Genomic DNA, 22,451 nt, shown 5'->3' with positions numbered 1-22,451 from the left:
CATTGATAAAATATTTTCCAAATTTTGAAGGTAAAACATCAGTTTTTTTAATAAAAAATAGAAGGGTGGTATTACCCACCCTTTACCTTCTATTGAGTTATCCAATCCACCTGTTGCGCTTCGATAATATTGGGAACTTCCAAACGGCTCCTCATTCGGTAAAGCACTTTTTCAGGTACCATGGCGTCGCGATTGCGATTTCTGTGCAACAACTCATCCCAAGGAACTTCCAAATAAACAATGCGAATCCTGGCTTGATAGCTGGAAAACAGGCGAATCAACATCCCGCGTAACTGACGGCTCAGGTTCGTTGCATTCCAAACAAACGATTGTCCCGATCGCAAATATTCTTTAGCCATCGCTTTTGCTTGATTGGTGACAACTCCTTGGTCATCATCTGGGTCAACACCCATTGTCTTTCGCAATTCATCTAAAGAAATAACTTCCCAGTCTGCCAGATTTTCCTGAATCCAGGTATCCTTACCAGAACCAGGCAATCCCGACATGAGAACAACCTGAAAGCGAGTGTCATCATAAGCATCATAATCTGGGTAGCTATTCTCTTTTTGAAAATAAACAAACCGACTGTGAGCCGATGGAAACAATCGCGGGTACTCCAAGCACATATTTTCCTGACAAAATTCGCGGAAAAACTCAATCCGCTCAAACAACTGGGCTTGGTCATTGCAATAACGCCCCCGAACATCAGCTTCAGCAAGCATTGCCAGCATATCGCAACGTATAATTTGGCTAGCTCTAATAACAGACTGTTCTGGATTGGGCTTATCCCAAAACCACAAAGGCAAACTGCCAAATTTTACCAAAGCAACAATTGCTTCCCGTTCTCTCAAAGGAACATCCAAATCCCAGAGAATCTCTTGTGCCATTTTTGCTCCTTGTAGGACATGACCTTTAGAGGAGATAGCGCCATCTTCTTCTATTTGAGTGGCGGCTGGTTTTGCAACATCGTGTAGCAAAGCAGCAGCAAATAAAACAGAACGCTCCTTTGGAGGTAGCGATCGCCATTGAGGTAAAGCAACCAATGCCTCGCATACCAAACGCGTGTGTATCAGAACATCACCCTCAGCATGGTAGCGGGGGTCTTGAGGACAGTCAGCCAAAGCACTGAGCCAGTCAAACTCAGATTCTAACGCCGACCAATCGAGCGACCAGTTCGTTTCGTCAGGACAGTGAGGAAACGACCAAGATATTGAAGAAACAGAAGTATTCATGGTTGGAACAAATCGACATCAGGACGCAGAATATTGGGTATGATGGGGCGGTTGAGCCAATGCCCATCTGATTGCTTGATAGTTGTTAAAAAGCTCGAACGAACGTACTTGTAGCGTGCAGTTACCGTATCTCCCACTTCAATCTTGATATACAAACCTTCCATAAGATTTGTTTGGTCGGTTTGCTTGAGAGAACGTTCTACATCCAGTCCCCGTTCCTGGCAAAGTTCCTGAAAGCGTTCTAAATGTTGGGGAGTTTGGTAATGGGAATTGCCCAGCAATCCTATCAGTTGTTTGTGAGATAGGAGTTCCCCAGCAAACAGCACGGGTACGGAAACCAATGGTAACCCCCCTAATAACTGCTTGCGGCTAGACGTACTCAGAAATTGTTGCTTTTCCAAATCCAGCACATCGTACTCAAGAAAGTAATGAGGTAAAGCGTCGTAAAACACAGTGTGCTTGGCGTAAAGCCATTCACCAAACAAAATATAACGAGTTCCCAACACCTGCCAAAAAGCAACAGCGTGGGTATTTGCCCACTGTTTGAACAGATTAAAATGCTTTTCCCTCTGTCCTCCCGTGAGATAGTGTCCCCGACTTTGCAATTGGAGTTGACCATCAACACCGAAACTAATAGCAGCATTTGCTCCATCTACTTTTTCTTCGACGACTGCATATTGCTGTTGTATGCTGCTAAAGGGAACGCTATCAAGATCTTCATCCCCAGGTTGCAGTCGCGAACCCTCAATATGATGGGTACGCGGATATTTGTATATTTGTGTTTCCATTGTTTTACCTTGGCAACTGCGATGCGATTTCACAGCGAACGGAAGCGAACTTGCACGGAGAAAGCCACTCGATTTCATTCGAGAAGTGCTGCCATTCGCCCATGAGGTGACTTGAAGTGAGATGTGAGATTACATACGCCGTAACCGTTGGTTTTCAAGAGTAAATATTTTTATATTGTCTACTTCACTAGCCCTGGGGAGTTTTTCTGATTTTAATACAATTATTTTGGGGCGGGCAAGATAGCCCACCCCACAAGATGCATTACTTCCCGTATTTATTTCAACATTCGTAACAATTAAACACTCACAACCCCTGCATCAACTGCAAGTTCTAACAGGTGAAAAGGTGGTTGGTCGGGAAGCGTTTTCTTCAGAAGCGGCATGGATACGTTATACACCGGAATGTTACTTATGGTTCGCCCCTCTATATGACCGTTATGAGCGTGACCGTGAAAAGCAGCAGTCACCGAATATCGGGTGAGTGGTTCCTCAAGACGACTCGACCCGAGAAATGGAAAAATTTCTGGCGGTTCACCCTCGACGGTAGCCTGGATTGGGGAATAGTGAAGTACAGCAATGCGCTGAGAAGTTTCCAATCTCGCTAATGCAGATTCTAGTTTTAAGGCTTCATTCACTGCCTCATGGACAAAATGCTTGATGGCTTCTTCACCCCAAGCTCCTAACGCCTTAGAACCAAAGCCGCCAGCAAATCCCTTCACCCCAGCAAAACCAATACCCTTAATCTCACAAGCATCCCCATCAAGCACCCGCACACCTGCTTCGGTAAGAATTTGTTTGACCTCATCTTGCTTTCCAGATTCATAATCGTGATTGCCAAACACAGCGATAGTTGGAATTTTGGCAGATGCTAGCTCTTTGACAAGAACTTGGGCTTCCTCAGGCTGCCCGTAGTCTGTTAAATCGCCGCATAGCAACAGTACGTCGGCAAGCTCGCTCGCTTGCTCAAACACGGGTTGTAAGGTTCCCTGAGATGTCTTGGTACAATGGATATCTCCTACTGCTGCTATACGCACTACATCCTTCGTTGTCGCCATCAGTTTTTCCCCATTCAACTTAACTCAATCATGGCGCAGTTACTGGGTAGATTTTCATGCATCAATAGGAGCATTTGTTTTTAAGATATATCAGTATTTTTACAGAGTACGGCTTCGCTCTCTGGATTGAAGATTTATTTTGAGTTTTCAAGGACGATCGAGTTCTTACGCAGTTACGCATTTGTCTCCCTCATTTTTAGGTAAAAGCCTGAAAACGAGGGTTTAAAAGGATCTGGGAAGTCAAATATAAAGAATATGCAAACTGAGATAATTACTCAAATTGAACTCGAACCGCAAACTCGCGCTTTCTACTGTCAAGCACTCCAACTCCTAAATGAGTCTAAAGTGCCATTTCTGGTTGCAGGAGCATTTGCTTTTGAGCGCCACACGGGTATTGCACGTCCGACAAAGGATTTGGATATTTTCGTTCGCCCAGAAGATAAAGAGCGAATTATGGAAGTTCTATCTGCGGCGAGTTGTCATACTGAAGTGCATTCACAACACTGGTTAGCGAAAGCCTTCTGTGGTGAAAACTTTGTTGATATTATCTTTAACTCTGCTAATGGTATTACTGAAGTTGATAATGGCTGGTTTCAGCGTGCTGTCAGCGTGGAAGTGCTGGGTATTCCCGTCCGAATTTGTTCGCCTGAAGACCTATTGTGGTCAAAGTCCTTCATCATGGCTCGCGATCGCTATGACGGAGCAGATGTTGCTCACGTAATTCTCACTTGTGCTGAACATTTAGATTGGTCATACCTGCTTCATTGCTTTGGCTCAGACTGGCGAGTCCTCTTCAGCCATTTAATTCTTTTTGGCTTTATCTACCCAGCAGAGCGATCGCGCATACCAAACTGGGTAATGCAAGAATTATCCAAGCGGTTGCAAGATGAAATCAACAATCCCCCCCCAAAGGAAAAACTCTGTCAGGGAACGCTACTCTCACCATTACAGTATCTTATTGATGTAGAAAAGTGGGGATATAAGGATGGAAGGCTTCAGCCTGCAGGGAATTTGACAGTAGAAGAAGTTTCTCAATGGACAACAACACTGACTGAAGAAATCAAAAGTAAATCTGATTGAGAAGGAAGACATTTGCGAACTACCCCGCCGCTCCCTGCGGACGGGGCTTCTGTACTCATAGGCGAGTGCCGTAAGAGCGATCGCTCACCTGCTTGCCATTAACTCAATTACGACAGCAAATTTGTAGCCATCTTATCGCTAAGAATACACCTTTTTTTTATCTGTACAGTACCCTACCTAACGCACCCACCCCTATGTTTCTAGCTAGGAGCAATAAGGCTTATTAGCTACTTCTCCTCCGATTGGAGAAAATTTCCCATCTCTGTCTTAAGAAGGTAAGCTGGGTTATACTACTTGTCCTATGATAATTTTATCTAAATCTAGAGAGTGATGACCCGATCGCTTGGCGAACCTGGGAAAGCTTTGTTGAAGAAATATTTCCCAGAGGAGAAATTGGATGTCTGAAACAGTTCCTTCTGTAAGTTTAGACGATATTTTGATGACAGCAGCGTTAGCTGAGCGATCGCCTAGAACCCCTAACTTACAGGCTGAAATTCAATCTCTTCACTTGCTGACTCGGCAACTGGCAGAGCAACCTCAAATGATGCTCCAAGCCTTAGTCTCTGCTGCGAAGGAGCTTTGTCTGGCGGGAACCGCTGGAGTGAGCTTACTGGAAGTGACTCATGATGGGGAAGAAATCTTTCGCTGGAGTGCGCTTGCTGGAGCGTTAGCAAGCTATGAGGGAGAGACAACCCCCAAAAACTTTAGTCCCTGCGGCATCTGTCTGGACCGCCAAGCTCCTCAACTTTATTCCTATCCCGAGCGGTACTTCCCCTACCTTAAGATAGCAAAACCTATCATTGTTGAAGGTTTAGTGATTCCGTTGATGAATGCTAATCAACCGTTGGGTACGATCTGGATTGTGTCCCATGACGAAGCACGGCGGTTTGATGCTGAAGACGTGCGGATTATGACCAGCCTTGCTGACTTTACCTCTGCTGCCCTACAGAGTATTCATCTGCGTCAAACGGCTATTGTTGCCTTGCAGCGCGAGCAAGTTGCCCGTGCTGAAGCTGAGGCAACCCGTCAAGCCTTGGATGAATCGGCGCAACGAGCCATTGATATTCTTGAAAGTATTACAGATGCCTTCGTGTGTGTCGATCGGGAATGGCGAATTACCTATGTCAATCAGGAAGCTGCCCGATTAACGAAACTGCAACCGGAGGAAATGACTGCTAAGACGTGGCAAGAAATGCAACCCTGGGCGATTGGTACAGTCATGGAGCAAACTTATCGTCGGATTGTGGCAGAACCGGGTGCAGCACATTTTGAGGTGTTCGATGAACCTTCTTCCATGTGGCTAGAAATTCATGCCTATCCCTGTAAGGCTGGTTTCAGTATTTATTTTCGAGACATTACCGGGCGCAAACAGGACAAAGCCAAACGCCAGCAAGCAGAATCCGCCTTGCGCGAAAGTGAATCCCGTTTTCGTCTAATTGTTGAAAGTGCGAAAGATTATGCCATCTTTACGCTCGACCTTAATGGACACATCACCAGTTGGAATTCTGGAGCCGAGCGGTTGTTAGGCTACAAAGAGGCAGAAATTATCGGTCATGACAGTCGCATTATCTTTACACCGGAGGATAAAGAAACCGGACAAGCCGAGCAGGAACTTCAGACCGTTCTGACCCAGGGACGGGCAGAAGATGAACGCTGGCACCTTCGTAAAGATGGCAGCCGTTTCTTTGCCAGTGGCTTGATGATGCAACTGCACAATGAAGCAGGCGACGTTCAGGGACTGGTCAAGATTTTGCGAGATAGAACGCGATCGCACCAGGCAGAGGAACGCGAGCGTTTTCTGGCAGATGCCAGTCAAGTTTTGGCAAAATCGATCGATTACAAAACCACAGTGTTTAATATTGCGCGGATCTCCGTGCCGTTTCTAGCTGACTTTTGTTTCTTCGATCTCCTCAATTCCAATCACCAGATCGAACGAGTTGGCTGGCATCACCGCGATCCGACAATGCTCAATTGGTTTGAGCAGTTACAGCGTTATGTGCCGCCGCAAGACTATGAAAGCCATCCCGTTATGAACGTCCTTGCCAGTGGCAAAGCTAACTTTGTGCCTTATGTCACTGAGGCATGGATGCAAACAGCAGCCACCAGTGCTGACCATCTGCAATTCATGCGAGACTGCCAGATGCGATCGCTAATCGCCGTCCCTCTGATTGCTCATGGTCGAAAACTCGGAGTATTAACCATTTGCTTAAGCGCAAACTCCAAGCGCTACTACCAAAAGTCAGATGTGGCAGTGGCAGAAGAATTAGGACATCGGGCAGCATTGGCGTTAGACAACGCCCGTCTTTACCAGCAGGCGCAGGAAGTCAACCGAATGAAAGACGAGTTTTTGGCAGTGCTATCGCACGAGTTGCGATCGCCCCTTAATCCAATTTTGGGTTGGCTTCAGATGATTAAAAGAGGCAATCTAGATAAAGCCCAAACAGCGAAAGCCTGGGCAACCATTGAGCGAAATGCCAGATTGCTTGCCCAACTGATTGAGGATTTGCTGGATATCTCCCACATTCTACGCGGTAAGCTCAGTCTAAATGTGGGGCAAGTTAATCTGGCGGCAACCATTCAAGCAGCCATTGAAACTGTACAGTTGGCAGCCCAAGCCAAATCGATTGAGATAGAGACAACGCTCGCTCCTCAAATTCCATCTATTTTGGGAGATGCCACCCGATTACAGCAAGTCGTTTGGAATCTCCTCTCCAATGCGGTTAAGTTCACACCGTCAGGAGGGCGGCTCGAAGTGTGTTTGTCAATGTCATCACTTAAAGGCAAAGAGCAAATGACAAATGACACAGACGCGTCAGCAGTTTCCTGCAGGGTAGGAAAAATGACAAAGTATGCCCAAATTACCGTCCGTGACACAGGCATTGGCATTCATCCCAACTTTTTGCCATTTGTATTTGACTACTTTCGGCAAGCTGATGGAGCGACTACCCGCCGATTTGGAGGATTGGGCTTGGGGTTGGCGATCGTGCGTCAATTGGTTGAGGCGCATGGTGGGACGGTGTGGGCAGAAAGTCCGGGTGAAGGACAGGGGGCAACCTTTACGGTGAGGCTGCCGCTTACACCTGCTCAACCCCAAGAGCATGAAGACAATCACCCCTCTGAGGGTGCTGGTAGTTTACAAGGCACGCAAATTTTAGTAGTTGACAATGAGATCGATTCGTTAGAGTTCATCGCTTTTGTATTGGAGCAAGCCGGAGCAAACGTCATGACAGCCACTTCCGCAGATGAAGCGTTAGCACTGTTAACCCAATTCCTGCCAGATGTGCTGCTTAGTGATATTGGGATGCCAAATCGGGATGGCTATAAGCTGATGCAGCAAGTGAGATCGCTCCTACCAGAACAGGGTGGACAAGTTTTGGCAATCGCCTTGACTGCTTATGCGGGGGATATTAATTATCAGCAGGCAATGGCAGCTGGCTTTCAACGGCATCTTGCCAAACCTGTTGAGCCAGAGGTATTAATCAGCGCAATTGCTGATTTAGAGAGCAAACCACTGTTATAGACCCGCGTCACTTGTTCTAGCTTGTATTTCTTTGAGAGTCTGTTGAATCTCGTTTAGAATTATCTGTTGCTGCTCTCGTTCATGCCGTGCTTGTTCAGCATACTCTCGTGCTTGTTCAGCATATTCTCGTGCTTGCTCAGCAGACTCTCGTGCTTTTTCGCTTTCAACTCGTACTTTTTCATTCTTCTGCCGTACTTCCTCCTCTAAGTGACGAACGTTTTCAGCAAACTGCCTATCTTGTTCAGCAGACTCTCGTGCTTGTTCAGCAGACTGCCTGACTTCCTCGGAAATTTCTTTTTGGTTATCATTAAAACTCTCAGTATTAGGCATCTGTTTGTTCAGTTTGTTTTTAGGAAGAGCGAGTCATATCAAGTTCGGCGGATAAACACTTAATTTTTCAGTTTGTAGTTGGAATGCATACGAAGACAGCGCAACTACAAACTAATAATTAACCAGACATGATACCATTTTTACAAAAAACTTCTTCTAAACATACTTCTGAAGCGTTTTTTCCAGCTGCTGCACCGTCGCTCTAGGAGAAGGGCGAGGTAAAGGCTGCTCTGTTCCCTCTTCCTCAGCGCCTCTACTGTTTACAAGACAAAGTACTGGAATCTCGTATTGATACGCCTGAAACCAATCGTCACGAGTCGTAATATCCCGAATTTCCAATTGTAGAGATGTAATACTTTGCTTCTCCACAATTTGTTCCAACTTTTCTTGTAAACCCTCACACAAATGACATCCCGGCTTGCTGTACAAAATTAATCGCATTGCCTCAAGTGAACTGATACGCTTTCATATCTTACACTGCACGGCAAGTCATGTAGAGAAATTCAGTATCACGAACAAGCAGGCAAAATTTTATATCACTGTGGAGTCAGTCGTCGCTTTGATAAGGAAAGCCGCGTCCTTCCAACCAATTGTGTTTATTCACTAGGTTTGTAATAGCTTGCCGAATCGATGAAGCGTTGAAATCTCGTACTACAAGATCTGGCAAAATGGCAACTTGTTCCTCTACCCATTCAAGATTTTTTACTCGATCGTAGAAGTATTTTTCACTCCAGATATTAAGACCAATTCGCGAACCATCCAAAAACTGTATTATTGCATTGCAAAACTCATCATCAAAATGCTGCTCCTCTGTTGTACTATACTCATCGATCTCAACCCATATATCAAATTTATTAGTTGAACTATTCATTCTTTCTGCTATCTTAGGTTGCAAAACTATTGACTCTATACCATCTGATTTGAGATAGGTATACAGCCATTCCATTTCAGATTGAGTACCACTATATAGAATGGAAGGGTTTTCCCTAAGAGTTTTAAGCTTTTGATGTAATTCTAATGCAGACAGTTCTAGTATTTTGCGTAATGATTTGGTAATATTTTGCTTTTGTTGGTTAAAATTTTCGATTATTATCTCCCATTCTCCCTCATCTTTCAAAATTTCTTGTCGTATCTCTTCTGGTGAGTAGCCAATCCCGTCAAATTCCATTGAAGAGCCACAAAAAGGACAACTATAGGAAATGTACCATCTTAGCTTATTATTGATTGCTGTTTGCCCAATTTTAAACGGAATCAAGTTATGACATTCATGACAGGAATTTTGAATCAAAACCATATATTATTTCACAACCATTTGAAGTAAATTGCAATTTTTAACGCGCCGCTTTGTCGCAAGCATAGGTAATTGTATCCCCATATTTGCTAGCAAAAAATATCTAATACCAATTTTCTATAAAGATAAAGATGCATCTAATTAGTCCGCGCAGGCGGACTTTGTTTGTATAGCCCCACATTTCTAATGTGAGGGAATTTTAAGCGCAACCTCATATAGAATTAGTATAAGAAAAACATCCCAACGTAGTAGAGTTGGGATGTTTTTCTTCAGAGAAATTTATTTTTTTGTGTTCCCTTACAGCGCTGCAATCAGTTGTTGCACCCTTTCTAAACCACTAGTGTCATTGCGCTGATTGTAGATTTTTGCAGCCTGCTCAAAAGCTTGCTTAGCTTCAGATACCTTTTTCAAAGCCAACAGGGAATTCCCCTTGTTTTCATAGGCTTCTGCGTACTTGGAATTGCGTTCAATCGCGCGATCGCAATCCTTAATCGCATCATCATACTTCTTACGAGCAAAGCGAGCAAGACTTCGTTGATAATACGCTTCAGTATAATCACTATCTAGCTCGATAGCCCTATCGAAATCTTTTGTTGAATTCTTGTAATCGTCTAGAGCTTGACGAGTCAGCCCCCGATTGAAATAAGCCCAAGCCCAATTGTTAGAATTATCAATGGCTTTGTCAAAATCTTTAAGTGCTGCGGTGTAGTTTTTCAGGGCATACTGAGCCACACCCCTGCTATTATATGCCTCAGATAATTTAGGATTTAGACGAATAGCTTCAGAAGCATCTGCAATGACAGCTGCATAATCTTTTTGAATGCGGTAAATTGTCGCCCGTCCGTTATACGCTTCGGCATATTTAGGATTTATAGCGATCGCCTTATTAAAATCAGCTAAGGCGGCTGGGTAGTCTTTTTGGTCGAGGCGCGTTAATCCCCGACTGTTGTATGCTCTGGCATAATTGGGGTCAACTTCTATGGCTTTATTGTAATCGGCGATCGCACCTTCATTATCTGCCAGTTGGCTCTTAGCAAGACCCCGACTCGTGTAAGCTTCCGCAAATTTGGAATTGACTTCAATTGCTCGATTGTAGTAGGCGATCGCATTCTTATAATCGCTCTTTTTATAACGATTATCCCCCCAGCGGGTATAATCGGGAGCCTCCGCAATAAAACCATCACTTGGTAACTGAGCGGTATCTATATTCGCACCCCTAAGATCTGCATCAAGCAGAGTTGCGCCCCTAAAATTCACACCCGCGAGTTGTGCGCCACTTAAGTCGGCGTTATCAAGATTGGCATATTGCAAATTACTTCCTTGCAAGTTGGTATTACTCAAATCCGCACGGCGCAAGTTAGCATAACTGAGATTGGCACTTTTCAACTGCACGCCTCTCAAGTTAAAGCTATCCAAGTTTGCCCTACTGAGGTTAACACCATTGAGAGAAACACCAATAAGATTCACATTTCTCAAATCTACGCCACTCAAGTTCACCCCATCAAAACTCACACCATTCAGGTTGACATTATTCAATCGCACGCCCCGAAGATCCGCATTAGTGAGAGTAACTCCACTGAGACTGACGCCACTGAGATCGGCATTACTTAAATTTGTATTGCTTAAATTAGCATTTCTGAGGTCTGCACCACTTAAATTAGCACCACTGAGATCGGCATTACTTAAATTAGCTCCACTCAAGTCAGTGCGAAATAGATTTGCACGGAATAACTTAGCACTTTTTAAATCAGTATCTCTAAGATCGGCACCACTTAAGTCTGTACCACTTAAGTCTGCATTTGTTAAATTAGCATCATACAAGTCAGCACGAACGAGATTTTTCCGGCTGAAGTTAGTGTAACTAAGATCGCATTTAGAACATCTGTTAGTTTCCGTTAGCTGTTTAACGTGTTCTGGTTTTTCAGCATAACTCGGAAGTGCTACTAATATTGGAGCAAAGAACGCGATAGTAGCGAAAAACTTTTGAATACTTCTTTTATAGGGAGTCGTTGATCTAAACATTACCATTACTTGCGCTTAACCAGGAAGATACCTGACCGACTTAGCTAGATACCGATGTATCTGAAAAGCTATTTCCCATAACAGATGCTTCTCTCGTTAAGTTTGTTCCTGGGGATTGAGGGGAGACAAGGGAGAGGGGGGAGATAAGAGAGATAAGGGAGATAAGGGAGATAAGGGAGAGGGGGGAGACAAGGGAGAAAATTCTACCTTCTTAAAACGTTGTTACTAAATGTAAAAACCCCTCTCATTTTTTGGAGGGGCTTTTGTAAAGTTTTTTATTAAATTTAAAATTTTTTGCCCTAGAAGAGGCTCATGATGGTAATGATTCCAGCACTTGTCAGCACAACTAAAGCTCCCATTGCAACTGATACACCGATTGGATTTGGAGTATTTGAACCGTTCATTTCTTAAACCTCTGCTTCTAAGGTATGTTTTTTAAAGATATCAGTACCTCTACATAGTTCAATCAAATCATCCTAAAACTTAAAAAAGCTTTACCTAACTTCATAAACACTCCAGTATTTGCTTATTTAAACACCAGAAAATTCCAAGTGGGGCTACAAGGTACGTTGTTTTCATTCCTTGGCTGAACCTAAGCCCCAAGCACTGTCTCAAGATTTCTGCTTTCCAAATACCCTCAGGGCGAACTTTTTTTCAAGAATGATTGTGAAAAACTACAAAATTTAGATTTTGAGCGGAATCCGTAGAATTTACAGTATAAAAATTTTAAGAATGGGTTAAATTGGCAATATACGGTTAATTTCTACCGATAAGTACAAATTTTCTTAATTAACGCTATACATTGTTGGTGATAGCGAAGACAGAGCAACTACAGCAATCTTATTTGATTGGTGAAACGAAGGGTATGCAATGCTAGCAAGTTAAATAACTTTTAAATTGAAGAGAGCTTACCAGAGCACGGAAAAAATCGTCTTATCGCTTTGATAATTAACCGGATTGATACTATCTCATCTACCAGTCATTTAAATTATGATACTTAAAAATATAAAAAATAATACCTTCTCTTGTATATGCTTTTGTTTCTTTTGGTACTGTTTAATGAGTTTGGCTGTTGGATTTCTCACGCGGAAATCTCTCACTAATTTGGTTGGTTGTGAATTTCTAGCACTTGCAATCAATTTAGTATTAGCCAGTTTAATACCTAAAAAACTTGCATATAACGGTATTCTGGCTGGCGCAGGTTTTCTTTCTGGAGTTGGGGGTATTTTAGGGACTTTTTCTATTTTTTCTGTTTTTGGGCTACCTTTCTTCCTTATAAACTTATCTACAAGTGTCTTTTGTTATATTTTTGCTCGTAATTTAATAGATTTCCATATCAAGAATAAAGTAAATTTTTTAGAAGATAAACATGACAAGCTTGGTCGTACATTTATAAGTGTACTGCTCGGTCTGGAAATTTTCATATCTTTTACTCTTTTAAAGAGTATGTTTAATTCATTGATCGTTGGAGCTTTTATGATTCTTGTCCTTAGTTTACCTATCTCTACAATCTTTCTTCTAAGAATTAGTTTTTTTAAAATCCCCCAAGACAAGATTATAGTTCTTTGTGGAATGCTAAATGGAATTTGGTTAATTAGTACAACTCAAGTAGAAATGGGAACATTAGATGCTACTAAAGCTCTCTTTTTCAGCTTCATAATTATGAGTTGGTCAATAGCGAGCAGCACTGCTCTCTTATTACAGAATTTCCAGTACAAGTATGGTAAATTACAAACACGTTTGGCGACGACTGTAACTGCTGTTTTAGGTATGGTAGCGGGAATAATTCCCTATTTTGTCTGGCAAGGATATTAAGTTTTATGTGCGATTTCAAACACGAATTCTATTATAAAGTTTGAATTTATGGGAATACTACCAGTACAATCCTCAAGAATGAAATAGAGGATGGAGTACACAGTTAACTTCCTGTGGGAGAGCGATCGTGAGTAGAACTGTATGGATTGTGCTGGGAATATCATCAATAGTAGCTGCTGTTTCTCTTCTGGTACAGGCTCCAGATGTATTTGCTACTCGACCACCCGACAAACAGCTAGAATTCATACTTTTTCTGGCAGGATTGGTAGGATTGTGTGGAACGTTTGCTGTTGCGTGTTTCTTTCCTAAAAGTCATCCCATTACCTTACGAATCATCGGTGCAATCGGTGTTGTCTCCTGTGTTTTCTCAATATATAGCAGTTTTCAAGATCGCAGCTTGAACTGGATAGGAGTCGCTTCGCGTTTATCCATAGTTTTGGGTTTTTGGTTACCTGGTTCTATTTATCTTTTGCTAAAAGGTAAAATGACAACCTAGTCAACAACACTCTTCATTAAGTTGCGATCGCTCATTTTTAAAGGGTGAGAGGAATTAATATCTAACTTTTCGTCGATCTGCACTGCTCTTGCTGCCATAAATCTGCTTCCGGTTTGAGATGAGCTTAGGAAACTTGAGGGCTTTACCAAACTAAGCGAGTTTAACTGACTCCATCTTAAGGATTATTTTACTAAACCGTGTGGTAAGTTTACTAAACAGTTTAGTAAAATTTAATGAGACGCATTAAAGAAGAATGGCAACACGATGACTCACTCTCAAGCACAAGCATTGATCGTCGGTGCTGGACCAACGGGTTTGACTATGGCGATCGCACTCACACAACAGGGCATTTCCTGTCGCATTGTCGATAAAGTTATGCCACGTCCCCTAATAGAATCGCGGGCACTAGGCACTCACTCCCGCACGATGGAAATTTTTGAACACATGGGAGTCTTACAACCCATGCTGGAGCAGGGACGGCAAGTGCATAGTTTCTCTTTCTATGCTGAGGGTAAATACCTTGGTCGCCTCACCTTTGACGAACTCGATGCTCCCTATCCCTTCTTGCTGATGCTGCCCCAAAGCGGGACAGAGCGAATTTTGCTTAGTCGCTTAGAAGAGCTTGGCGTAGTTGTAGAGCGTCCAGTAGAAATGACAGCACTCAAACAAACTACTGACAATGTTTGGGTAACTCTACGAGACGCCAATGGTAATGAAGAAGAGGTGGAAACATCCTACCTAGTTGCCTGTGACGGTGGACGCAGCACCGTCCGCAAGTTGCTCAATCTTGACTTTGAAGGGGTCAAGATGCAAGGACAGTATCTCGTTGATTGCCAGATTGACTGGGAACAGGAAAGACCCGGTGAGGATGGATATCTCTACATGAACTCAAAATCGATGTTGGTGTTTGGAGAAATGCCTGGAGGACTTTGGCGAGTCATCGTCTCCATGCAACAAGACGATCCACGCATGAAGCCCGAAAAACCAACACTGGAATTGATGCAAGCATTAATGGATGAACATCCTGGCATTAACGCACGGCTTCACGACATCACGTGGGCTTCTGCTTTTTACATTAGCAGTCGGATGGTGCAGCAATTCCGTCAAGGACGGGTATTCCTGGCTGGCGATGCGGCACACATTCACAGCCCGGTTGGAGGACAGGGGATGAATGCGGGAATTCAAGATGCTTACAACCTGTCGTGGAAACTCGCTCTATCTCTTAAAGGCTTTGGTAACGAGGCGTTGTTAGATAGTTACCACAGCGAACGCTATCCCATTATCAAACAGTTGTTACCTGCCACAGAAGTAGCAGAACACGCCCTCATGCTCCGCCAGCCGATCGCCACTGACCTGCGAAATCACCTACTCACCTTCGCTACCCATTTAGGATTTGTGCAATCGCTAGGTCGGCGGGCGATCGCTGGTTTTACCATTAACTATCGCCATAGCTCCATCGTAGATGAATATGAAATGCCGCTCTTAGAGCGATTGCAAACGTTGTTTCAAAGTGGTTCATCTCCTGGAATCCGCGACCATTTTGATTTTGATCGAGGTGCAACTGCGGGCGATCGCGCTCCTGATGCCATCGGTGTAGTTGCAAAAGGCAAGACCCAACGATTATTTGAAGTTTGGGCAAACGATCCACGTCATCAATTATTGATATTTACGGGCATTTCTGTCCAGCCGCAACGCATTCAACAGTTAAATCGATGGGTTCAACAGATAAAAGCTCAACATGGGGCATTGATTCAACCCTACCTCGTTACAACTCAATCCATCAGTGGTAATGACCTGGAATTGATTGATACTACTGGCGAAATGCACTGTCGCTATGGCGCACATTTCGAGTGCCTTTACCTTGTCCGTCCGGATGGTTACATCGGTTTTCGCAGTCAACCTGTTGACTTACAGCCATTTCAGGCATTTCTGACTAAATTGAATCTAGGAAAATTTCAATAATATCTCAAACTTCTAAGTCATTAAATTGCGATCGCCCTAAGAACAGCTTTTAAATCATTCTTGAGGTGGAAAATTAAACGATTGTCACTGTGGTATGAACCTAAAAGACAACGCAGCTTATGAGGTTTAAGCTCATGGTGTTCGTGCCTCTCAATTTCCTGCTCGTATGGTTCTTTCAACTGCTATCGATTGGGGTTCTCGGTGGGGGAATCTACATTCTTTATGAGTGGTATGAACGGGAATTGGTAGGGACTCCATATTTAGTAGGTGGGCTGGCGATGGTTTTGTGGTCTTTTGGCGGTCGTTTTATAAGTTTGCCCCTGCTACGTCGTCGTGGAGTAGAAGAACCAAAATTTATCCGCAGCCAAACCGTAAAGCGTCTGTCACGACCTGATGGTAGCGTATTGCAAGTAGAATTTTATGGAGATGAAGATGCACCACCAATTATTCTCTCACACGGTTGGGGACCCAACAGTACGGTGTGGTACTATGCTAAGCGACAACTGAGCGATCGCTTCCGCGTGATTGTTTGGGACTTACCAGGGCTGGGAAAATCCACTAGACCAAAAAATAACGATTACTCCCTTGAGAAATATGCCCGCGATTTAGAAGCCGTTGTTGCCATAGCAGGAGATAAGCCAGTTATTTTGCTCGGACACAGTATGGGCGGGATGATTAACCTGACATTCTGTAGGTTATTTCCAGAGCATTTGGGGCGAAGGGTCGCTGGCTTAATTCTTGTAGATACTACCTACACCAATCCAGTCAAGACTTGTATTTTTAGCAGTTTGATACGTAAATTGCAAAAGCCATTACTTGAACCCCTGTTGTACCTCACGATCGCGCTGTCACCGATTCTATGGTTGATGACTTGGCTTTCATATCTCAATGGTTTGCTGTATGTGAGCGTAGAATTATCCGGATTTACAGGTACAGAAACACGCGGTCAACTTAATTTTGCAGCGATATTATCAGCATTAGGTTCGCCTGGAGTTCTAGCTCGCGGTACATTGGCAATGTTTAAACATGAGGAAACAGAGACACTGGCAAAAATTAACGTTCCTGTTTTGGTTGTTTGTGGTGCAACAGATATAGCAACTAAACCCGTAGCGAGCGATCGCATGAAAGCAGAATTACCTCAAGCTGAAAGAGTCACTATCAAACCGGGCGGACACATGGCATTAATGGAGCAGAACCAGTACTTTGCCGAAGCTGTAAGTAGCTTTTGTACTGCCTGTTCCCTTAAACTGTAGTCAGCGCATTCACTTAATTGTAATCGGCATCCATAAAGCTGGTGGCTTGCTCAAGAACGTTTGCCATCAGCAATTTCTGTAGCACGCAAGTTATTGAGTATGGCTTTAGCAGGTTCAACCCAATCCGGTAACTCTGGCAGAAGTGCATATACCCAGACGACAGCGTGTAACTGCCGCATCTTATGGTATGGCTCTAGCTTTCCAAGGTCGGGAGCGTTAGGATAAGCTGAGATGCCTTCATCGTTAAGGTTGATTAAGTCCCAAGCGATAGAACCCTTACAAGTGTCCTCAAAATCGTTCCACAATATCCCTTCTGAAGTGTGGATTAAATTGAATGCATGAGAATCTCCATGCAGTGGTTGCAATGAACCAACAGAGTTATCTAATTCAGGAAGCAGGCGGTCGTATGTTTCTTGTAGCAGTGTCAGATCGCTTTCAGGAAGAATGTTACCAACCTGTTTCAGACGCTCAAGCCCGCGTGGAATATCGTTAAGAGGTGTCAAAAGCGGTAGTTCGCCAGGATAATCCCGCAGAACGGTATGCAAATCGGCAAGCATTCGCCCGACGATTGCAGGATCTGGTAAAGTGTCAGAGACAGGTGGAACGTAGCGCCAAAAGCTCATCATAAAACCATCGTGTTCGTGGGGGCTTGGCGGTAAGAGGTCGCTAGGTGCAACCACTGGAGCACCTTGCGCTGCCAAAAACTCAGTTACACAGAGTTCGCGTGCCAACCAAGACTCAATAGGCGATCGCAATATGGGAGCGATCGTACCGATCCGGGCGACCACTGGCGCGGGTCGCAGGTGGACTCTCACCGAATAAGTATTATGCAGTACATGGGGGTCTTCAACTCGAATGCCATGGGCAGAAGCGACAGCGATGGATGCAGCAACTGCACGAGCAGTAAGAACCGAACGGTCCGGTTTTTCAGAAAGCGACACCGGAGCTGTTTGCTCTGTAGAATCTTGATGCATAAAAAATCCACTCTTTGTATTATATTATAATACAAAATATCATACACAAAAAACTGGTTATCTCGCACAAGCGTAAATCCATCTGCGTCGAGGGTTCTATCTTTCCTTCGTGTTCTTTGCGACACTCTATGCTGTAACGGAGGTAATAATCCGCAATCACCTCAAGCTTTACAGTTATAATTTTTACTGAAACTCTCTTCAGTCATCAATTTAGAGATGGAAGACTTATTTGCCAAGTTGTTACTGGTGTTAAAAGATACTAATTTATACTCAATGTACTGAATTTATCTTTTCCAGAATTCCGACCAAGTTATGTGCCATTGTGGTGTAAAATTAAGTTACATTCAAGCTAGGAACAATTGGACTGGAAAATTATGACCACTGCGTTTAGACCCCAAAGTACCACTCTTGACTTAGACAAGTTAAATGAAAGATTCGAGACCGCTCATCCAAGAGAAATACTGGCGTGGTCTGTGCAAAATCACCAAACCGGACTGGTACAAACCAGCGCCTTCAACGTTGATGACATCATCATTACTGATATTCTGTATCGAGAACTCAAGCATCCAGTCCCCGTTATCTTCCTCGATACCCTTTACCACTTCCCACAAACACTAGAACTTGTTGCCAAAGCAAAAGACATCTACAACTTGGATTTGAAAGTTTACAAAACCCCTGACGTAGACAGTCGTGAAGCCTTTGTCGCTAAATATGGGGAAGCTCTTTGGGATACAGACATCGCTAAATTCCATGAAGTTACCAAGATAGAACCTTTGCAAAGAGGTCTTTTGGAACTGAACACCGTTGCGTGGATTACCGGACGTCGCCGCGATCAAGCTGTCACCCGTGCTAATATGCCCATCTTTGAATTAGATGGTAACAAGCGCCTCAAGATCAATCCTCTAGCAAATTGGACGCGCCAGCTATCTTGGGAATACGTTGCAGAACACGGTGTTATTTACAACCCATTACATGACCAAGGTTATCCAAGCATTGGTGATGAGCCAATTACAACTCCAGTAGCAGATGGTGAAGATGAGCGTGCTGGACGCTGGCGTGGAACTGGTAAAACAGAGTGTGGAATTCATATTTAATAAGATCCAAGAGAATCCCATCCCTTTGAAAGGGATGTGGAAATTTCCTCAGTCCTCAATCGGGTGGAAATTCCATCACTTGAGGGCTCATTTTTTGCTAGGTACAATAAATTATCTTGCAAATGAAACTCAAGCTATTAGCACCTATTTTTACTATCTTTTTGCTGACTAGCCCAATTTGGTTGCAAAACTCCGCAAACGCTCAGCAAAAAGATATCAAACTCATCCCCTTTTTTGACAGTGAAAACAATCCCGTACCCGTAGATTTCCCTGAAGGACAACAACTCGATATTTCCCCGCCACCACCACAACTGAATCCGTTTGACAAAGCTGTCTTGAATGTCTGCGGCTCTATAGGGACTAGAGTTAGCCCCAATAAATTCAAAAGGTTGCTGTCATATTATCCAGATGTCTTGCAAAAACTTCAGCAAGCAAGCAATGGGGAGTTGCGTCCGGGACGCAAGCAAAAATCACAATTTTTAGAAGATTTAACAGAAATTTGGTTTAAACGTCGCGGATTTGAACACATTTTTTGTGGAGAAATCTATAATGCTAATGATATTGGTGGCTTACATTTTTATGGCAGGTATTTAGAATTACAAAATCTGGGAATTGGAGGACGCTATGTCAGCGATACGACTCGCGAGGAAGTTGTTCCTGGAGTTATATATACATTAGGAGTTGTCATCAAGCAAGGTAACCAATTAGTGACAGATGTTATTAAAGGATACGGTTATCTTAGTAATGCTCAAGAAATGCTTTTAGATGTCACAAGAGTCTTTAAACTGCAAGGAGAAACTGACGGAGCTTGCATATATAATGCAAGCGATCGAGAAACTGGAAAAATTTTTCCTACAGTTTTTGTCAGGAAGGAAAAGGCAATAATTACCTACTACCCCGATGCGACGCCTAATGGTGAAAAATGTAAAGATTCGTACTTATAAAATTATTAACCGCAAAGACGAGTAAGCCCGCAGTCCCCCTTGTTAAAGGGGAGCATCCCAATTTGGCACATTGCCCTCAGAATAGAATTCTGGACGGCAGGCGCTTCAACGGGGGGAACCCTCCGCAGTTGCTCCTCTTGGGCAAAGCCCAAGACCGCACTGCTCTCCGCAACGCGCTGCCTCGGCTATACAAGCTAAGCCTGCGGAGGCAGGCTTAAGAGCAGTCCGCGCAGGCGGACTTTGTTTGTATAGCCGCGATTTCCAATCGCAGGTGTGTTTTTTCCAAATTGAGATGCTCCTTCTGAAAGTGGATTTGGGAGGATCTGTGAAACTTTGATAGATCGCCAAAAACTTTTCAGATATCCTCTAACCTAAAATTAACAGTATATTATGCGACTGCAAAAACCCGATCGCCTTCAACTTGGATTTTCAGGGACAATCATGTTTGGTATGCTGAAATTCTAGATTAACTTTTATTCAAAATGTCTATGCCCGCGCCTACCATTAACCCTCTCAGTACAGCCTTTCCCCTGACAGCCGTTGTCGGACAAGAAGCAATTAAGATAGCCCTGCTGTTAGCTGCAGTCGATCCGGGTTTGGGAGGTGTAGCGATCGCAGGTCGTCGCGGTACGGCAAAATCAGTTATGGCGCGTGCCATCCACGCCTTACTCCCACCGATTGAAGTTGTTAAAGGTTCTATTAGCAATTGCGACCCCAATCATCCAGAAGAATGGGATGACAAAATTTTAGAACACCTTGAAGCGCAGGATACCCAGTCCACAACAGTAGAAACAGAAATCATTCCCGCACCTTTTGTCCAAATTCCATTGGGCGTAACAGAGGACAGACTTTTGGGTTCTGTGGATGTAGAAGAATCGGTAAAACAAGGCGATACCGTTTTTCAACCCGGTTTGCTTGCTCAAGCAAATCGAGGTGTTCTTTATGTGGATGAAATTAACTTATTAGACGATCAAATTTCAAATCAGCTTCTCACAGTCTTATCAGAGGGACGCAACCAGATAGAACGGGAAGGGATTAGTTTTCAGCATCCCTGCAAGTCCTTATTCATCGCCACCTATAATCCAGAAGAAGGAACTCTGCGAGAACACTTACTCGATAGAATTGCGATCGCACTTTCTGCTGATGGTGTCCTTGGTTTAGACGATCGAGTCGCAGCAGTCGAAAAAGCAATTTCCTACTCCCGATCGCCGCAAGAATTTCTCAGACAGTACAGCGAAGATATAGACGCCCTCAAAACCCAAATTATCTTGGCACGGGAATGGTTAAAAGAAGTGACCATCACTCACGAACAAATTGGTTACTTGGTAGAAGAAGCAGTCCGTGGCGGAGTTCAGGGACATCGTGCTGAAATATTTGCCGTGCGAGTTGCCAAAGCATCTGCGGCTTTAGATGGACGCACGCAAGTCACTGCTGAAGATTTGCGGCGTGCGGTGGAACTCGTCATAGTTCCACGGACAACTATTATACAAACACCTCCGCCTGAAGAACCACCGCCACCACCTCCCCCACCTCAGAATCAAGAAGAACCTCAAGATAATTCCGAACAAGAACAAGAGGAGCAGGAGGAGCAAGAAGAAGAAAACCAAGAACAGCCAGAACAAGAACCACCAAGTGTCCCTGAAGAATTTATCTTCGATCCTGAAGGAGTCATTCTCGACTCCAGCGTGCTCTATTTTGCTCAAATGGCACAGCGACAAGGAAAATCTGGCAGTCGCAGCTTAATTTTTTCAGAAGATCGGGGACGATACATCAAACCGATGTTGCCCAAAGGAAAAGTACGGCGCATCGCTGTAGATGCGACTCTCCGAACTGCAGCCCCGTATCAGAAGGCGAGAAGGCAGAGGTATGAGAGTAAGGGACAAGGTAGCAACATTTCTCCGTTGTCTACCCCCTCTTCTCCAAAAAAGCGAGTCTTTGTAGAGCAAGGTGATATCCGCTCAAAGCGTTTGGTGAGAAAAGCAGGTGCTCTCGTTATTTTTATTGTGGATGCTTCGGGTTCTATGGCACTGAACAGAATGCAGTCAGCCAAAGGAGCAGTGATGCAACTACTGACAGAAGCTTATCAAAATCGGGATCAAGTTGCGCTGATTCCTTTTAGAGGAGAACAAGCAGAAGTTTTATTACCGCCAACTCGTTCTATTGCACTGGCGCGTAATCGTCTTGAAAGATTACCATGCGGTGGTGGTTCGCCACTCGCTCATGGTTTAACGCAAGCTGTACGTGTTGGTTTAAATGCTCAAATGAGTGGTGATATCGGTCAAGTCGTAATTGTAGCGATCACCGATGGACGTGGCAATATTCCTTTGTCGCGTTCTTTGGGTGAACCCCAAGAACCAGGGCAAAAACCAGACATAAAAGCAGAGTTGTTAGACATTGCTGCCAGAATACGAGCTGTGGGAATGCAGTTATTAGTAATAGATACTGAAAGCAAATTTGTTTCTACTGGGTTTGCTAAAGAGTTAGCCAAGAATGCTGGAGGTAAATACTATCATTTGCCTAAAGCTACCGATAAAGCTATTGCTGCTATGACAAAAGGAGCAATTTCCGATTTGAAAAATTTATAAATGGCTCGTG

The 22,451-nt window shown here is 43.8% G+C and carries 17 protein-coding genes; 9 read left to right on the top strand and 8 right to left on the bottom strand.

Going from position 1 to position 22,451, the window contains the following annotated elements; all coding sequences use genetic code 11:
- Positions 1-89 precede the first annotated feature (89 nt).
- From HC643_RS35065 to HC643_RS35055, 3 genes are all read right to left on the bottom strand, one after another.
- On the bottom strand, positions 90-1,232 hold the full coding sequence (locus tag HC643_RS35065) for an AAA family ATPase (RefSeq protein ID WP_038082587.1): 1,143 nt from the start codon (positions 1,230-1,232) through the stop codon (positions 90-92).
- Complete coding sequence (locus HC643_RS35060; protein WP_038082588.1) at positions 1,229-2,020, bottom strand: RNA ligase family protein; 792 nt, start codon at positions 2,018-2,020, stop codon at positions 1,229-1,231. Before HC643_RS35060 ends, HC643_RS35065 begins: the two co-directional genes overlap by 4 nt.
- 296 nt (positions 2,021-2,316) lie before the next feature.
- Positions 2,317-3,075, bottom strand: coding sequence for a metallophosphoesterase family protein (locus HC643_RS35055; RefSeq protein ID WP_038082589.1), 759 nt, complete (start codon positions 3,073-3,075; stop codon positions 2,317-2,319).
- 255 nt (positions 3,076-3,330) lie between these two features.
- Between HC643_RS35055 and HC643_RS35050 the strand changes: the two genes are divergently transcribed.
- Together HC643_RS35050 and HC643_RS35045 are read left to right on the top strand one after the other, a co-directional pair.
- Positions 3,331-4,155: a nucleotidyltransferase gene (locus tag HC643_RS35050; RefSeq protein WP_038082591.1), complete on the top strand. Its 825-nt coding sequence runs from the start codon at positions 3,331-3,333 to the stop codon at positions 4,153-4,155.
- A 397-nt stretch (positions 4,156-4,552) separates the two neighbouring features.
- On the top strand, positions 4,553-7,675 hold the full coding sequence (locus tag HC643_RS35045) for a PAS domain S-box protein (protein WP_050046498.1): 3,123 nt from the start codon (positions 4,553-4,555) through the stop codon (positions 7,673-7,675).
- On the opposite strand, the gene HC643_RS35040 is transcribed toward HC643_RS35045, so the two are convergent.
- The 4 genes from HC643_RS35040 to HC643_RS35025 all read right to left on the bottom strand — a co-directional run bounded on the left by HC643_RS35040 (position 7,670) and on the right by HC643_RS35025 (position 11,318).
- On the bottom strand, positions 7,670-8,005 hold the full coding sequence (locus HC643_RS35040) for a hypothetical protein (RefSeq protein ID WP_038082592.1): 336 nt from the start codon (positions 8,003-8,005) through the stop codon (positions 7,670-7,672). The genes HC643_RS35045 and HC643_RS35040 overlap by 6 nt on opposite strands.
- 156 nt (positions 8,006-8,161) lie before the next feature.
- On the bottom strand, positions 8,162-8,446 hold the full coding sequence (locus HC643_RS35035) for a glutaredoxin family protein (RefSeq protein ID WP_038082593.1): 285 nt from the start codon (positions 8,444-8,446) through the stop codon (positions 8,162-8,164).
- A gap of 106 nt (positions 8,447-8,552) precedes the next feature.
- On the bottom strand, positions 8,553-9,299 hold the full coding sequence (locus HC643_RS35030) for a hypothetical protein (RefSeq protein ID WP_038082594.1): 747 nt from the start codon (positions 9,297-9,299) through the stop codon (positions 8,553-8,555).
- A 294-nt stretch (positions 9,300-9,593) separates the two neighbouring features.
- Positions 9,594-11,318, bottom strand: coding sequence for a pentapeptide repeat-containing protein (locus HC643_RS35025; protein WP_038082595.1), 1,725 nt, complete (start codon positions 11,316-11,318; stop codon positions 9,594-9,596).
- A 1,059-nt stretch (positions 11,319-12,377) separates the two neighbouring features.
- On the opposite strand from HC643_RS35025, the gene HC643_RS35020 reads away from it, so the two are divergent.
- The 4 genes from HC643_RS35020 to HC643_RS35005 all read left to right on the top strand — a co-directional run bounded on the left by HC643_RS35020 (position 12,378) and on the right by HC643_RS35005 (position 16,844).
- Positions 12,378-13,133 carry a hypothetical protein gene (locus HC643_RS35020; RefSeq protein WP_050046500.1) on the top strand — a complete coding sequence of 252 codons (756 nt, stop codon included), beginning with the start codon at positions 12,378-12,380 and terminating at the stop codon, positions 13,131-13,133.
- Between the two features lie 127 nt (positions 13,134-13,260).
- Complete coding sequence (locus HC643_RS35015) at positions 13,261-13,629, top strand: hypothetical protein (RefSeq protein ID WP_050046501.1); 369 nt, start codon at positions 13,261-13,263, stop codon at positions 13,627-13,629.
- A gap of 264 nt (positions 13,630-13,893) precedes the next feature.
- The gene (locus tag HC643_RS35010; protein WP_038082597.1) at positions 13,894-15,591 is read left to right on the top strand and encodes an FAD-dependent monooxygenase; all 1,698 of its coding nucleotides are present in this window, start codon (positions 13,894-13,896) and stop codon (positions 15,589-15,591) included.
- Between the two features lie 134 nt (positions 15,592-15,725).
- Positions 15,726-16,844 carry an alpha/beta fold hydrolase gene (locus tag HC643_RS35005; protein WP_038082598.1) on the top strand — a complete coding sequence of 373 codons (1,119 nt, stop codon included), beginning with the start codon at positions 15,726-15,728 and terminating at the stop codon, positions 16,842-16,844.
- A 50-nt stretch (positions 16,845-16,894) separates the two neighbouring features.
- On the opposite strand, the gene HC643_RS35000 is transcribed toward HC643_RS35005, so the two are convergent.
- Positions 16,895-17,818, bottom strand: coding sequence for a phosphotransferase (locus HC643_RS35000; protein WP_082051850.1), 924 nt, complete (start codon positions 17,816-17,818; stop codon positions 16,895-16,897).
- A gap of 374 nt (positions 17,819-18,192) precedes the next feature.
- On the opposite strand from HC643_RS35000, the gene cysH reads away from it, so the two are divergent.
- From cysH to bchD, 3 genes are all read left to right on the top strand, one after another.
- Positions 18,193-18,912 (top strand): phosphoadenosine phosphosulfate reductase, encoded by a 720-nt coding sequence (gene cysH / locus HC643_RS34995; RefSeq protein WP_038082599.1) that lies wholly within the window; start codon positions 18,193-18,195, stop codon positions 18,910-18,912.
- Positions 18,913-19,034: 122 nt separating this feature from the next.
- Positions 19,035-19,856 (top strand): EndoU domain-containing protein, encoded by an 822-nt coding sequence (locus HC643_RS34990; RefSeq protein WP_038082600.1) that lies wholly within the window; start codon positions 19,035-19,037, stop codon positions 19,854-19,856.
- A gap of 488 nt (positions 19,857-20,344) precedes the next feature.
- Complete coding sequence (bchD, locus tag HC643_RS34985) at positions 20,345-22,441, top strand: magnesium chelatase ATPase subunit D (RefSeq protein WP_038082601.1); 2,097 nt, start codon at positions 20,345-20,347, stop codon at positions 22,439-22,441.
- The last annotated feature ends 10 nt before the right edge of the window (positions 22,442-22,451 follow it).

This window comes from Tolypothrix bouteillei VB521301, assembly GCF_000760695.4.
GTDB lineage: Bacteria > Cyanobacteriota > Cyanobacteriia > Cyanobacteriales > Nostocaceae > Scytonema > Scytonema bouteillei_A.
This window is presented reverse-complemented; position numbering and strand designations above follow the sequence as displayed.